The sequence below is a fragment of the Pseudomonas gessardii genome, assembly GCF_001983165.1.
Taxonomy (GTDB): Bacteria; Pseudomonadota; Gammaproteobacteria; order Pseudomonadales; family Pseudomonadaceae; genus Aquipseudomonas; species Aquipseudomonas gessardii.
This window is the reverse complement of record NZ_MNPU01000076.1, coordinates 1-15564: the sequence shown is the minus strand read 5'-3', so window position 1 is coordinate 15564 and position 15564 is coordinate 1. Positions and strand designations below refer to the sequence as shown.

10 protein-coding genes and 1 rRNA gene are annotated in these 15564 nt (G+C 61.2%); 5 read left to right on the top strand and 6 right to left on the bottom strand.

What is annotated here, in order from left to right:
- Nucleotides 1-27 precede the first annotated feature (27 nt).
- The 4 genes from BLL38_RS28520 to BLL38_RS28505 form a co-directional block, all read right to left on the bottom strand.
- Nucleotides 28-3954, bottom strand: coding sequence for a DUF6531 domain-containing protein (locus tag BLL38_RS28520; RefSeq protein ID WP_076965217.1), 3927 nt, complete (start codon nt 3952-3954; stop codon nt 28-30).
- A gap of 93 nt (nt 3955-4047) precedes the next feature.
- Complete coding sequence (locus tag BLL38_RS31760) at nt 4048-4260, bottom strand: TonB-dependent receptor (RefSeq protein ID WP_076965216.1); 213 nt, start codon at nt 4258-4260, stop codon at nt 4048-4050.
- A gap of 100 nt (nt 4261-4360) precedes the next feature.
- Nucleotides 4361-4915, bottom strand: coding sequence for a DUF4174 domain-containing protein (locus BLL38_RS28510; RefSeq protein WP_076965215.1), 555 nt, complete (start codon nt 4913-4915; stop codon nt 4361-4363).
- 222 nt (nt 4916-5137) lie between these two features.
- The gene (locus BLL38_RS28505; RefSeq protein WP_076965214.1) at nt 5138-7495 is read right to left on the bottom strand and encodes a DNA polymerase II; all 2358 of its coding nucleotides are present in this window, start codon (nt 7493-7495) and stop codon (nt 5138-5140) included.
- Nucleotides 7496-7921: 426 nt separating this feature from the next.
- Here BLL38_RS28505 and BLL38_RS28500 point away from each other — a divergent pair, with 426 nt between their 5' ends.
- The 5 genes from BLL38_RS28500 to BLL38_RS28480 all read left to right on the top strand — a co-directional run bounded on the left by BLL38_RS28500 (nt 7922) and on the right by BLL38_RS28480 (nt 13274).
- Nucleotides 7922-8797, top strand: coding sequence for a LysR family transcriptional regulator (locus BLL38_RS28500; protein WP_076965213.1), 876 nt, complete (start codon nt 7922-7924; stop codon nt 8795-8797).
- Between the two features lie 128 nt (nt 8798-8925).
- Nucleotides 8926-10032: a tartrate dehydrogenase gene (locus BLL38_RS28495; RefSeq protein ID WP_076965212.1), complete on the top strand. Its 1107-nt coding sequence runs from the start codon at nt 8926-8928 to the stop codon at nt 10030-10032.
- 2 nt (nt 10033-10034) lie between these two features.
- Nucleotides 10035-11483, top strand: a complete 1449-nt coding sequence (locus BLL38_RS28490; RefSeq protein ID WP_076965211.1) for an aldehyde dehydrogenase family protein — start codon at nt 10035-10037, stop codon at nt 11481-11483.
- A gap of 32 nt (nt 11484-11515) precedes the next feature.
- On the top strand, nt 11516-12274 hold the full coding sequence (locus BLL38_RS28485; RefSeq protein WP_076965210.1) for an SDR family oxidoreductase: 759 nt from the start codon (nt 11516-11518) through the stop codon (nt 12272-12274).
- Nucleotides 12275-12302: 28 nt separating this feature from the next.
- Entirely contained in the window at nt 12303-13274 is a 972-nt protein-coding gene (locus tag BLL38_RS28480) for a cyclase family protein (protein ID WP_076965209.1), read from the top strand.
- Nucleotides 13275-13346: 72 nt separating this feature from the next.
- Here the strand turns inward: BLL38_RS28480 and mrdA are convergent, their stop codons facing one another.
- The gene (gene mrdA / locus BLL38_RS28475) at nt 13347-15239 is read right to left on the bottom strand and encodes a penicillin-binding protein 2 (protein WP_076965208.1); all 1893 of its coding nucleotides are present in this window, start codon (nt 15237-15239) and stop codon (nt 13347-13349) included.
- 207 nt (nt 15240-15446) lie between these two features.
- Nucleotides 15447-15562, bottom strand: a 5S ribosomal RNA gene (gene rrf / locus BLL38_RS28470).
- Between the last annotated feature and the right edge of the window lie 2 nt (nt 15563-15564).

Here is a 15564-nt window from a genome sequence, read left to right as displayed (position 1 = left end):
CTAGCTTCTTCATGCGATACAACCGAATCAGGCTCCACAGCTACAACAACTACCTGTCGCCAATAGCCATGGAGCAAAAAGCGGCATAAACACCGTAATCGGTGTCCGGGATGACTTGACCAGTTCACCCATCGCCGGATCATAAAACCTGAACGTGTTGTAGTGCAGTCCCGTTTCCCGGTCCAGATACTGCCCTTGGAAGCGCAGATTCTGATCCTCGATGTAGTACGCCTTGCGCTGCTCTTCGAGGGTAGCGCCCCAGGTTGTGTAGCGGCATTGCCAGAGTACCCCACCATCAACCTCAGTAAGCTGTTGCGGCAATCCATTGAGATCGTTGTGGTAATACCGGATGGTTTGGTGCTCTCCCAGGCCATCGACACGGGCAAGAGGCTCGTAGGTGTGGTCAACGTAGAGATAGACACTGGTTTGGGTGTTCTGCTGTTCTTGCAGCAGGCGCAGGCCGTCCCAGATGAAGTGTGTCTGACTAAGTAGGGTGCCGTTTTGGTTGTGTTCGGTTTTTGCAATGCGCCGACCCAGCGGGTCATAGGTCATTCGCACGGTATGGCCATTGGAGTTATGGACTTCGATCAGCCGATGTTCCGCGTCGTATTGCAACAGTTGGCGACCTCGACGGCGACTGTGTTTTTCCACCAGCCGGCCGAAACCGTCATAAAGATAGCGGTTGTCCTGGTAAGTCAGCAGGCGGTTTTGCCGTACGAAACTAACATCCGGGCTGTCCAGCAGATTAGCCGCTGGGTCGTAGGCAAAAGCCTCGAACAGGCCTTGATTGTCTTGCCGGGCGCGAATGCGACCGGTGGCGTCGTAGTGCAGATGCTGATGGCGTGAGTCGTCAAGGATTGCGATCAGGTTATCGCTGGGATCGTAGTCGAAACGGCGTTGTATCGGTGCCACATGCGGGTGAGGTTGGCTGGCAGGACGCGTTTGCCGTGTGCACAGACGGCCGCTGCGGTCGTAATCGAAATGACTGGTGAGCTGGCCTTGGCTGCGCAAGACTTCACGGTGCAGTTGATCACGCTCAATGTCGCAGATGACTTGGCCATCCAGGTTGAGCTGATGCAAATTGCCACTACCGTAAAGCAGCCGGTTGAGTTGACGTCCGTCGGGCAGTCGGGTTTGGGTACGATTCCCAAGGGCATCGTAAACATGCGTAAGGGTGCCAGCACTGCTGGTTTCTTGCAGGAGTTGACCAAGGCCATCGTAGGAAAAAGCTAATGTTTGTTGGCGGCTATCGTTTGCAGTAAAGGTGATGGCAATCGGTTGGTCATTGGCATCGTAGCGGTAATCTGTCAGGCCACCGACAGTGGCTTTTCTGACGAGGCGACCCAGGGGATCACGCTGAAATTGCTGAGCCGACACGGCTTGATCCGAAGCGGGCCGGTGCTCGACAGTCAGCAAGTTGCCCAGGCCGTCATAGGTAAACACCCGTGTACTCTGATCAATATCCAGTTGCCGGCTCAGGCGGTCGGCGGCGTCCCAGGTAAATCGATAGACTTCGGCGTTTTCATTGCTCAGGGTCTGAAGTCGGCCATAGCTATCGTAGAAAAAAGCGATACCGCGCTGAAGGGCATCCAAGCGCTGAAGCACCCGACCATCTCGATCGCGAATGTAACGCGTAGGGTTGCCGGCAGGGTCGATATGAGTCAGTAACTGGCCGCTGGGATCGTGCTCAAAGCGCTCCTGGCGACCATCGGGGAGCTGGCTTTTCAGCAGTCGCCCAAGGACGTCGTATTGGAAATCGAACGGTTCACCCTTGGCGTTGATGAGCCGCGTCAGATGGCCGAAGGCATCATATTGATAGCGAGTGGTATAGCCAGAGCAGTCACGGTATTCGATCAGTTGCGACCATTCGTTCCAACGCAGAGTCATACTTGTATCGTGGGCGTCGGTGATGCACACCACCTGACCAAAATCGTCGTAGGCGTAGTGGCTGCAATAGCCCAAAGGGTCGATGATTTCGGTGCAATTGCCCCTGGTATCGTAGCGGTAGTACCAGCAGTTACCGGCCGGGTCGGTCTCACTCAGCGGCAGTGACCAGTGTTCTAACCACAGGATAGTACGGCTCTGGCCCAGAGGGTCGGTGCTGACACTCAGATTGCCGCATGCGTCATAACTGAACGTCCAACGACCAGCCATGGGATCGGTAGCACTGAGTAGCTGGCGCTGGTCGTTCCATTCAAATTGCCAGGTGTGGCCCAAAGCATTGATAAAGCACGTGACCTGGTGTTGGGTATTCCAATGGCGAACGCTGGTGCGCTGCAAGCCATCGGTGATACGGGTAATACCGGGCGCGTACTCAAACCGGTATTCGTCGCCGCTGTCAGTCCAATGGCGACTGACACGAGACTCATCGCCACATGTGGTCCATTGGTAGAAACAACGTAGGCCACCTGGCAATTGGTGTTCAATCATCCGCCGCAGGCCATCATAGGCAAAACGCCGTTTTACATGGCCTGTGGCATCGATGACTTCGCTTAAATCCCCCACCTTGTTGTAGCGGTAACTGACCAGTACATCGCATCGTCCCCCGAAACCCTGCACGTAGCGCCGTTCGACATGGCTAACCCGCCGGGGATGCTCGGCGCTGTAGCTCAGCATCAATTGCAGCAGATTGTGGCTTTCCCGCAGTAAGACAATTCGCCCCTGCTCGTCGTACTCCAGAAAAATCCGGCCTTCGTTGCGATCAGCCAACTGCACCAGGCGCAAGACACACAGGTTAAACGGATCCGCCTCAAACAGGCGATAAACCCCGTCGACACTTTCGATCGATAGCCCGTCAGCGTTGCGCCGTACGGCGAGCCCTTCGCCAGAGCTGAACACTGCACTGGACAGAGGCACGTGACCCAGATCTATCCGCCGCCCCTGTTCATCGATATAGATCAGGCGCTGCTGATCAATCTCGACGGTCACCTCATACGGCACGCTCCAGCCTGCACCAAACAAGCCGCCGCGCCGCATATCCCGACTGTTGTAGAACCGCTGCCACTCCAGGGGAAACAATGCCGGCACGACAAAGTCCCGCTCATCTTCGCCCCCCAGTACCTTGGCTCCAGTGGCGGCATGCACCGGGTTGGGCGAGCCGTTCACAGCTGCCGCCAATGCTGCCCCCACTTGCCCGGTACCATAGGCCACCACCCCGCTCGCCAACAGGCACGGCAGGTTGCTGACAAACTTCACCGGCCCACCCCGTAGCGTCAACAGTGCGCTGACAGCCAAGCCCACACCCGGCGTCTTGCCGCTGCGAATCTCACGGACGACAACCGGGGAGCCACCGATCACCACATTGGGGGAAATCAGTCCTTCGACCGATCCGACCGTCGCCTCACAGGTGCTGCGATCGCCACTGCGCACAGCAGGCTGCCCGTTGATGAAAACACGACTGGAACCCTCTGCTAGATATTGCTCGGGCATGGGTGGGTGCTTGGCACAAACGACGCCATCCGCTGCACAGGGCTGAGCCTGAGAAACCGGTGTGGCCACCGTCGGACGCCATAACTGCGAGAATAGGTTTCCAGCAATATCAAGGTAGGACGCTGGCGCATCGAGCGCGACAGGCAGCGTGGAAATTCGCCCGGCGGCTCGCGCGGCAGGCTTGCCATTGATAAATACATCCAGCGAGCCACTGCTGATAAAGGCGTCAGTCACTGGGCCAAACAACGCCCCCGCGACGGTTTCACATAAGCGTGAAAGCCCGGCATCCGCCCCGGTTCTGTTCATGCCGATGCCGACCGCCACTCCCACTACCGCGCTCAGCACCAGGCAACCCAGCCCGCCAGTGACCACGGTAATACCGGTAGCCGCCACCACCGCAGCCGTGACCAATGCGGTCACTGCCACAGTGGCAGCGACTTCAAGCACACCCCCCAGCACATCCGCGAGCAGCGAGCTATGCAGCAGTGCATCGCCTTCACGGGCGGCCCACAAGGTGTCGGTCATCTACGGCAATCCCTGTCCGAAAAGCCAGGGATCAAATCATGGGAGAGTGCCGTTGCTCAGTTGGGTAATTCCGTAGACGTCGTAGGAAGGCTCTTAAAAGTCGTACTTGACGCTGGTCATCAGGTTGCCCGGCGCGCCGTACATCCCGCAGTTACCGGCATAGCTGAAATAATCGCAATCAAACAGGTTGTTGAGGTTGACCGAGGTACTCAACTGCGGCGTCACGTCGTAGCGCAGCAGCAGGTTGGTGATAGCGATCTGCCCTGGCTGAACGTATGCAGGTCTTGATGCGTTTGTCATCGGCATCTGTACTGACTGCATAGGCGTAGCCCGCAGACGCTTGCCCGTCTTCGGCCAACTGGCCGTTGAGTTCCAGCTCGCCCCCGCCTCGCCACAACAAGACTTCTCAGTCTTCCAGCGGTTGCGGCGCGTGTTTGCCAGGCTTGGCCTTGGCCCCAGGCTTGCCTGCCGCCGGTGCGGCGGGTTCCGGCTCGGCGGGCGCGGCGGCTTCTTTTTCTGCCGCCGGCATCTTGTCGACGGCCGCAAAGAACTCTGCAAGGTCAAGGGTATCGGGGGGTACGGTCTTTTCGACTTTCTTCTCGCCGTCCTTGCCCACCAGGATCACTTTGGTGCCAGCACTGGCCCCCAGCTTCAGGGCGCGGATCAACGCGTTGGTGTCCTGGGCGCCAAGGTCCTTGCCGTCACGCTGGCCGACGGTGCCGATGCTCGTATAGTTCACGGTGTAGAGCACCATGTTGCGCTCGGTGAACTTCTGTTTGTTCTCAGGCTGTTCAAGGTCTTGCTTGAGCTGGACCTGAGTCGGGTCGATGGAGCTGGGTGCAATCACGATCAGCAGGCGGAATTTGCCTTGATCCTGTTCCAGCGGGCCTCGGTTATCCGCAGCCAACAACGGCCCCGTAAACGCCATCAAGGTAGCCAGGGTCAGCGACCGGACGAGCATGCGTACCTCCTTCCAATTCCATGCAGAGTGTTTGAGTTTCATGTCTGCGACAGTCAATTTCAAGGATGATTCCTACGCGACCTTCAGAAAGAGTAGGCCAGGACGCCCGCGACGCAAGGGCTTCAGGCGCTTCGGGGCTCATTGTTTCTTCTGATTGCCAAGGTTTACGGCTTGGGCCAGTGCCAGGCAGGCACCGGGGCCGGGTGAAGCGTCAGCCACAGGTTAAAACAAGCCCATCTGACCACCGACCAGGGTGCTGAAGTCATCATCGACAAACGGCAGGATCGCATCGGCCACCGGCTGCAATTGCCGGGTGACGTAGTGGTCATAGTCAATCGGCGCCTGGCGCACTTCCAGAGGTTCGGGGCCGTTGACGGTGATCACGTAGCGAATCCAGCCACCGTTCTGATACTGGCGTGGGCGGCCCTGGCGGTCGTTGTATTCATCCGCCAGGCGCGCGGCCCGTACATGGGGCGGCACGTTGCGTTCGTAGTCACCCAGTTGCCGGCGCAGGCGCTTGCGGTAGATCAGCAGCTCATCGAACTCGCCGCTGAGGGTGCGGCGCACGTAGTCACGCACATAATCCTGGTGGGGCTGGCGATGGAAGATGCGCTGGTACAGCTCCTGCTGGAATTGGCGGGCCAGGGGCGACCAGTCGCTGCGCACAGTCTCCAGGCCTTTGTAGATCATCTCTTCACTGCCATCGGCATGGCTGACCAGGCCGGCATAGCGTTTCTTGCTGCCCTCCTCCGCCCCGCGAATGGTCGGCATCAGGAAGCGGCTGAAGTGAGTTTCGTATTGCAGCTCCAGGGCGCTTTGCAGGCCGAATTCGTTGTGCAGGCGTTCGCGCCACCAGTGGTTGATGTGCTGCACCAAGCCCTGGCCGATGCGCGTGGCCTCCTCCTGGGAATGGGCACTGCCAAGCCAGACAAAGGTGGAATCGGTATCGCCATAGATCACTTCATACCCCTGGGCTTCGACCAGCTCGCGGGTCTGGCGCATGATCTGGTGGCCGCGCATCGTGATGGACGAGGCCAGCCGCGTGTCGAAGAACCGACAGCCGCTGGAGCCCAGCACGCCGTAGAAGGCATTCATGATGATCTTCAGGGCCTGGGACAACGGCGCGTTATGCTCGCGCTTGGCCACTTCGCGGCCTTCGGAGACCCGCGCCACAATGGCCGGCAGGCAATGCCGGGTGCGGGAAAACCGCGCGCCGCGAAAGCCTTCCACCGACGCGCTGTCGTCAGGGTGGCGCAGGCCTTCGATCAGGCCTACGGGGTCGATCAGGAAGCTGCGGATAATCGACGGATACAGACTTTTGTAGTCCAGCACCAGCACCGACTCGTACAGCCCCGGCCGCGAGTCCATGACAAAACCGCCGGGGCTGGCCTGGGGCGGCTTGTCCCCCAGGTTGGGCGCGACAAAGCCCTGGCGATGCATCAGCGGCATGTACAAATGGGTGAACGCCGCCACCGAACCGCCGTTACGATCCGCCGGCAGGCCAGTGACGCTGGCCCGCTCCAACAGGAACTTGAGCAGTTCGGTCTTTGCAAAAATCCGCGTCACCAGCTCGCAGTCCTTGAGGTTATAGCGCGCCAGGGCGGGCTTGTCCTCGGCGAACATGCGGTTGATCTCATCCATGCGCTGGTAGGGTGTGGAAATCGACTTGCCTTCGCCGAGCAGGGTCTGGGCGACGTTTTCCAGGCTGAATGACTCAAAGCTCCAAGTCGCCGAACGCAGGGCTTCGATGCCATCGATGATCAGCCTCCCGGCAGCGGCGGCGAAGTAATGGTTGCGGCTGCCGTGTTCACGCCAGGCCATGGCCTCGCCACCACGACCGAGCAACAATGGCACCTTGAGGCGTTGGGCATGCTCGTGGAGGACCCGCAGGTCGAACTGCACCAGGTTCCAGCCGATGATTGCGTCGGGGTCGTGTTGCGCCAGCCACTGGTTCAGGCACTCCAGCAGTTGGGCGCGGCTGTCGCAGTAGTCGAGCTTGAAATCCACCGCGTCCGTTTTGTTCGGCGGGCCAAGCATGTACACCTGGCGCTCGCCGCAGCCTTCCAGGGCGATGGAATACAGTTCGCCGCGCGCGGTGGTTTCGATGTCGAGGGACACCAGCTTCAACGCCGGGCGGTAGTCGGGCGCCGGTTTCATCTGCGCCTCCAGCAACATCCCGCCCTCGCCCGGCGTGCCGCCAAACGCCACCGGCGCGGTGATAAAGCGCTCCATCATATAGCGCTCGGGCGGGCGCACATCGCCTTCGTAGACATCCACACCGGCCTGGCGCAGGCGTTTTTCCAGGTCCATCGCCTGGCGATGCTGGCGGGTATAGAGGCCCAGGACCGGGCGGTGGTGGAAGTCGCACAGTTGCAGCGGGCGCAGTTCTACCTCGCGCTCGCCCTTGAGCACCCGTTGCGCGTGCTCGCGATGGGCCAGCGGAATAAACATCACCGAAGGCTGCACCGGAAGACGGATATACCGCGGCCCCTGGTCGGTCGCCAACCAGAAGCTGACCTGCGTGCCCGCCGGGGTGTCGCGCCAATGCCGGGTCAGGACAAAACCCTGCTGTAAATCCACCTTGCCGCACCTCAGGAATCGCTTTCAGGGCGCGATTCTACTCGGCATCCGCCATCAGGCCTTAATAGAAATTTCTGGCCTTCAGATACGTCGTACCTCACACACTAGTTTGTAAAGCGCCATTGAGCTGACCCAGGGCGACCCACGGGTGGCCAAGCTGTCGGCGAGCATCGAGTTCTAACCGACACATTACTCAAGGCAGCAAAGATCAAAGGTGGGAGCTGTCGAGCCCCGGCGAGGCTGCGATGGCGGAGGGTCAGTCACCATCAATGCTGGCAATGCCGCCGCCATCGCAGCCTCGCCGGGGCTCGACAGCTCCCACAAGGGATCGGCGGTGCCTCCAACGTTGTATCAACAGGGGGCAGACGATTGGACAGTCCGGTCCCAACTGCGTAGTTTTCACAGACCGCGCACAAGGACTCTGGCATGGCCCCCGATCTTACTTCCATCGCGCTGTTCCTCAAGACAGTCAAGCTCGGCAGCCTGTCCCGGGCGGCCGAGCAGTCGCACCTCTCGCTGTCTGCGGCCAGCCGGCGCCTGTCGTTGCTCGAGCAGCATTTCAAGGTCGCCCTGTTGTATCGCTCTTCCACCGGCGTCTCGCCCACGGCGGCCGGCGAGGTGCTGGCCGGGCATGGGCTGGCGATCTTGCGCGCGGTGGATGGGATGCACGCCGACCTCGCCGACTACGCCAAGGGCGCCACCGGCCGTGTGTGCCTGTATGCCAACAGTTCGGCGATGAGCCAGCAACTGCCCAGCCAACTGACCCAGTGGAACGCCCTGCACCCCGGTATCCGCCTGGATATCCGCGAGGAGCGCAGCCGCGAGATTCTGCAGGCGGTGCGCGATGGCGTGGCCGATGTGGGCATCGTCACCACCCAGCCGGGCGGCGAGGACTTGCGCTTTGCCCCGTACTGCCAGGACCGCCTGTGCCTGCTGGTGCCCGACGATCATCCGTTCAAGATGCGCCATGCACGCTTTGCCGATTTGCTGGGCTATGACTTTGTCGGCCTGGAGGACAACGCCGCCATCACCGCGCTGATCACCGAGGCCGCCGCCGCGATTGGCATGCCGCTGCGCCTGCGGGTCCAGGTGCGCAGCTTTGAAGCCGTGTGCCGGTTGATTGCCGCCGGGCAAGGGGTTGGCGTGTTGCCCCAGGGTGCGGTGCAGATCTTTCGCAAGGAAATGGCCTTGCGCTTTATCGAAATCGACGACCCATGGGCCGACCGCCAGATGTACCTCTGCATGCGTCAGGAAAAGCCTTCTCCTACAAGCCTGGCGCTATTCGACTACCTCGCTGCCTAGTACTGCGCATTGTCGCTGGCCTTCGAGTCTTGCGAAGGCCACTTCCATAATCAGCAATTCCCCCACCGCGGCAGCTGTGCCAAGAATGTCCCCGCCTCACTGACAACAACAAAAACAGGAGACACGGCGTGTCCAATTCCACGACCAGCACCCCTCATCGTATTGCGGTGATTCCCGGCGACGGTATCGGCCGCGAGGTGGTGCCCGAAGGCCTGCGCGTACTAGAGGCCGTCAGCCGGCGCTTCGGCATTGCCTTTGCGTTCGATCACTTTGCCTGGTGCAGCGAGCACTACCTGGCCCACGGCACCATGATGCCGCACGACTGGGCCGAGCAGATCGGCAGCCATGACGCGATCTTCTTCGGCGCCGTGGGTGCCCCGGATATCATCGCCGACCATACGGCGGTGTGGGAGTCGCTGCTGAAGATCCGCCGCCAGTTCGACCAGTACGTCAACATCCGCCCGGTGCGCCTGATGCCCGGCGTGCCCTGCCCGCTCGCCGGCCGTGTGCCGGGGGATATCGACTTTATCGTGGTGCGGGAAAACACCGAGGGCGAATACTCCAGCGTCGGCGGGCGGATGTGGGAAGGTACGCCACGCGAGATCGCGGTGCAGGAGTCGATCTTCTCCCGCGAAGGCGTGGACCGGGTGGTGGACTATGCCTTCAAACTGGCGCAGCGGCGACCGCGCAAGCACCTGGTGGCCGCCACCAAATCCAACGGCATTTCCATCACCATGCCGTTCTGGGACGAGCGGGTGAACCTGATCGCCCAGCGCTACCCGGACGTCAAGAGCGCCAAATTCCACATCGACATACTGTGCGCACACTTCGTGCAGCACCCGGACTGGTTCGATGTGGTGGTGGCCTCCAACCTGTTTGGCGACATCCTCTCCGACCTCGGCCCGGCCTGTACCGGCACCATCGGCATTGCGCCGTCGGCCAACCTCAACCCCGAGCGGCGCTACCCGTCGCTGTTCGAGCCGGTACACGGTTCGGCGCCGGACATTGCCGGGCTGGGCGTGGCCAACCCCATCGGGCAGATCTGGTCGGCCGCGCTGATGATCGAGCACCTGGGCAATGGCGAGCCGCTGTACCAGGAGGCCGCAGCTGCGATTGTCTCGGCCATCGAGACGGTGCTTGCGCAAGGCCCACGCACCCGGGAAATGGGCGGCAGCGCCAGTACGATTGAAGTGGGCGTGGCCATCGCCGAATGCATCGCCGGGAACAGGAGCTGAACATGATCAACGCACATTACATCGCCAACCAATGGCAGGCCTCGACGTCGCGGGAAGACATCCCGGTGATCGATCCCAGCAGCGGCAAAACCTATTCCAGCCTCGCCCGTGGCACCGCTGCCGATATCGACGCCGCCGTCCGCGCCGCGCGCCTGGCCGTGGGCGAGACCTTCGATGGCCCATGGGGCAGCTTGTCGGCCCTGGAGCGCAGCCGCCTGCTGGCCAGGCTTGGCGCGGCGGTACTGGAGCATCACGAAGAACTGGCGCAGATCGAGGCGCGGGACACCGGCAAGGCGTTGAAAGTGGCCCGGGCCGATGCCACCGCCCTCGCCCGTTATTTCGAGTACTACGCTGGCGCGGCCGACAAGTTGCACGGCGAGACCCTGCCTTATCAGAACGGCTACACGGTGCTGACGGTGCGCGAACCCCATGGGGTAACCGGGCATATCATCCCGTGGAACTACCCGATGCAGATCTTCGGCCGCAGCGTCGGCGCGTCCCTGGCGGCGGGCAATGCCTGTGTGGTCAAGCCGGCCGAGGACGCCAGCCTGTCGCTGCTGCGCCTGGCGCAGATTGCCGCCGAGGTGGGCTTCCCGGCCGGCGCGATCAACGTGGTGACCGGCTACGGCTACGAGGCCGGCGCGGCGTTGTGCAGCCATCCGGGTATCGACCACCTCTCGTTTACCGGCTCCAGCGTGACTGGCACGGCGGTGTCCAAAGCCGCCGCTGAACGGCACTGCCCGGTGACCCTGGAGCTGGGCGGGAAATCGCCGCAACTGGTATTCGCCGATGCCGACCTGGACGAAGCCTTGCCGGTGCTGGTCAACGCCATTGTGCAGAACTGCGGGCAGACCTGTTCGGCGGGCAGCCGCCTGCTGGTGGAGCGCAGTATTTATGAAACGCTGGTGGAGCAACTCAGCCAGCGCTTTGGCGAACTGCGCACCGGGCCTTCGGCGCTGGACCTGGACATGGGCCCGCTGATCAACCAGAAGCAGCAACGCCTGGTGCGCGAGTTCGTGCGCGAGGCCGAACAGGCCGGCATCACCGTGGCCGCGCGCGGCCAGGTGGTGGCCGAGGCTGGCAGTGGCGGTTACTTCCAGGAAGCGGTGCTGTTTCGCGATGTGCCGCCCGACAGCCGCCTGGCCCGGGAGGAAGTCTTCGGCCCGGTGTTGGCCGTGATGCCCTTCGACGACGAAGCCGAGGCCATCCGCCTGGCCAACGGCACCGATTTCGGCCTGGTCGCTGGCGTATGGACCCGCGACGGCGCCCGGCAGATGCGCCTGGCGCGCAAGCTGCGCTGTGGCCAGGTATTTATCAATAACTACGGGGCCGGCGGCGGGGTTGAACTGCCCTTCGGCGGCGTCAAGGCCAGCGGTTATGGCCGGGAAAAAGGCTTCGAGGCCCTGCTGGGCTTTACCACCTTGAAGACCATTGCGATCAAACACGGCTAAGCCCTTACAACAACAAGAAAGGAGCACACTCCATGCGTCTAGCAAACAAAGTGGCCATCGTCACCGGCGCCGGTTCCGGCTTTGGTGAAGGCATCGCCAAGACCTTCGCCCAACAGGGGGCGCGGGTTATCGTCGCCGACATGAACGCCACCGGCGGCCAGCGGGTGGTCAATGAGATCGCCGCCACTGGCGGTCATGCGCATTTCGTCGAGGTCAATGTGGCCAATGATGAAAGCATGGGCGCGCTGCTGCGCGCGACCCTGGAGCAATTCGGCGGGCTGGATATCGTCATCAACAACGCCGGCACCACCCACCGCAACCGGCCGATGCTGGAGGTGGACGAGGCCGAGTTCGACCGGGTGTTCGCGGTCAACGTCAAAAGCATCTTCCTCAGCGCCAGGCATTTTGTGCCGCACTTTCGCAGCCAGGGCGGCGGCGTGTTCGTCAACATTGCCTCGACCGCCGCGATCCGCCCGCGCCCGGGGCTGGTCTGGTATAACGGCAGCAAGGGCGCGGTGGTGGTCATGAGCAAGACCATGGCGGCAGAGCTGGGGCCGGACAATATCCGCGTCAATTGCGTGAACCCGGTGGTCGGCGCAACCGCGTTACTCAGTGAGTTCATGGGCGTGCCGGACACCCCGGAAAACCGCCAGAAGTTCATGGCAACCATCCCCCTGGGACGTTTTTCCACCCCGCAGGACGTGGCCAATGCCTGCCTGTACCTGGCCTCGGACGAAGCGGCTTTTATCACCGGCACCTGCCTTGAAGTCGATGGTGGGCGCTGCGTGTAACTCAACGACCAAAGGGATCGGAGTCGATATGTGTGACTTACATAACAAGAACGAACCGAACACCAGGCAATTACTCGAAGGCCTGCCAAAGAACTGGGGTAAATGGGGACCGGACGATGAAGTCGGCGCCCTCAATTACCTGACCGAAACCGAAGTGCTGCGCGGCGTGGCCGCGGTGCGCCAGGGCAAGACCTTCACCCTGCAAGTGCAGATCGGCCATCCGGGCGGCGACCCGATGTGGCCGGCGCGCAACCCGTCGATGCGCTTCAACACCCTGGATCACAGCCACTATCACTTCGGCAAGCAACCCGAAATGACCGGCGGCGCGGCGTATTGCGACGATGTGATCTTCATGCAGCTGCAAGGCTCGACCCAGTACGACGCCCTGGGGCATGCCTGGTATGACAATCAACTGTGGAACGGCTACGACGCCATGAGCACCGTCGGCGGCATGGCCAAGGCCAGTGTGCTGGCGATTGCCGAGCGCGGCGTGGTCGGGCGCGCGGTGCTGATCGACATGGCCCGCCATCGTGGCAAGAAATACCTGGGCCGTGGCGAAACCTTCAACCACCTGGACTTGCTGGCCGCTGCCAAGGCCCAGGGCGTGACCATCGAAAAGCGCGACATTCTGATCATCCGTACCGGCTCCATGGGTGCGTTCTACGAGTATGGCAAGACCGAGTTCTTCAAGGACCTGGTGGAGCCCGGCCTGACCTACAGCCGGGAACTGGTGGAGTGGTTCCATGCCATGGAAATCCCCAACCTGGTGACCGATACCATCGCCAACGAGGTGATCACCGACCCGGTGTCGGGGGTGCAGATTCCGTTGCATTGCGCGCTGATGCGCAACCTCGGCATTGCCTTTACCGAGATTGTGCTGCTGGAGGAACTGGCCGCCGATTGTGCCGACGACGGCCAGTGGAAATTCCTCTACACCGCCGCACCGTTGAAGATTGTCGGCGGCAGCGGCGCGCCGGTGAACCCGGTGGTGATCAAGTAGTTCACCACTCGTAGGACACGGCCAGGGACGCTGTGCGTTTCTGGCCGTGTATTTGTGACGTTTAGCCCGGCATCAGACGCGTGGGTCGCCCGCTGACTTGGCGGGGGTTGCATACTGCGGTTTCAGATGGCCTTGCTGGTCGAGCAACCAGGCATCCATGATCTGGCGTACCACCGGGCCTGCCACGCGGCCACCCGCCTCGCCGTTTTCAATCATCACTGAAATCACGATCCTGGGGTGCTCGGCCGGGGCGAAGCCGACAAACAACGCGTTGTCGCGGTTGCGCTCGCGGGTTTTCAGGCGGTTGTAACGCTCGCCCTGCTTGATCGCCACCACCTGCGCGGTGCCACTCTTGCCGGCGATCCGATACTGTGCGCCGGCGGCCGACGCCCGGGCAATCCCACGCGGGTCGTGCATCACCATTTGCATGCCGTGGTTGACCTGATCCCAGTCGCGGGGGTTCTTGAGCACGACATTGGGCATCGGGTTTTCGTCCACGGGTGGCACGCCGTCGATGGTCTTGGCCAGGTGCGGGCGATTCCATACCCCCTTGTTGGCGATCAGCGCGGTGGCCTGGGCCAGTTGCAACGGGGTGACCTGCATATAGCCCTGGCCGATGCCGAGGATCACGGTTTCCCCGGGGAACCAGGGCTGGCGCCGGGTCGCACGCTTCCAGGCCTGGGATGGCATCAGGCCAGCGGACTCTTCAAACATATCCAGGGAGACTTTCTGGCCAAGACCGAATTCGGCCATGTAGTCGTGCAGGCGGTCGATCCCCAGTTTGTGGGCCAGGTCGTAGAAGTAGGTATCGTTGGAGCGCATGATGGCGGCGTCCATATCCACCCAGCCATCGCCATTGTGGTTCCAATTGCGGTATTTGTGAGCAAAGTCCGGCAGTTGGTAGTAGCCGGGGTCGAAGACCCGGGTCTGAGCGGTGACCACACCACTGTCGAGACCGGCGATGGCCACTTCCGGCTTGATCGTCGAGCCGGGTGCATACAGCCCGCGCAGCACCCGATTGAACAGGGGGCGGTCGAGGGAGTCATGCAGCGCGGCATATTCCTTGAAGCTGATGCCGGTGACGAACGCGTTGGGGTCAAAGCTGGGTTTGCTGACCATCGCCAGCACTTCGCCAGTTTGCGGGTCGAGGGCCACCACTGAACCGCGACGATCGCCCAGGGCTTCTTCGGCGGCTTCCTGGAGCTTGATATCCAGGCTCAGGACGATGTTTTTACCAGGGACCGGGTCGGTATGCTTGAGCACCCGCAGGACCCGGCCCTGGGCATTGGTCTCGACCTCTTCGTAACCCACATGGCCGTGCAATTGCGACTCATAGAAACGCTCGATGCCGGTTTTACCAATCGATTGCGTGCCACGGTACTCGACTGAATCCAGCGCCTTGGACTCTTTTTCGTTGATGCGGCCCACGTAACCAATGGAATGCGCAAAGTGGGCGCCCAGCGGGTAGTGACGCACGAACTGTGGCTCGACCTCCACGCCGGGTAGGCGGAATTGGTTGACGGCCAATAGGGCGATCTGTTCTTCAGTCAATTCATAGAACAACGTCACGGGTACAAACGGGTGACGCGCCTGCTTCAGGGCCTTGTCGAAGGCTACGCGGTCTGCAGCGGGCAGATGCAGCAACGTGATGATCGAGTCCAACTCCCCTTGCAGGTCGCTAGCCCGTTCGCGGGTGATGGTCAGGTTGTAACTGGGACGGTTATCGGCCAAAACCACACCGTTGCGATCATAGATCAGACCGCGAGTCGGGGTGATAGGCAGGATGTGGACACGGTTGTTTTCAGAGATGGTGGAGTGATAGTCGAACTCCACCACTTGCAGGAAATACAGGCGGGCGACCAGGGTACAGGTGATGCCAAGTACCAGCACGGCGCAGGCCAGCAGGCGTTTGTTGACCAGGCGGTGTTCTTTTTCGTGGTCTTTGATCGGTATGGCTTGAGGCATTTCTACAGCATCTCGTTGAATAAGGGCGATGCCGCATCCTGCGGTTGAAAAGGTCGTCCCTGAAAAAGCTGCTGCACCTTATCAAAATTACCGAAACACTTTGTATTGAATTGACCGAAGGGCAGTTGGATGGCGACATGCCAAAACCTTTTCAACCGCCCAAAACAAAACCCCAACTGCTTTCGCAATTGGGGTTTCGGAATTTAATCTTGACGATGACCTACTCTCACATGGGGAAACCCCACACTACCATCGGCGATGCATCGTTTCACTGCTGAGTTCGGGATGGGATCAGGTGGTTCCAATGCTCTATGGTCGTCAAGAA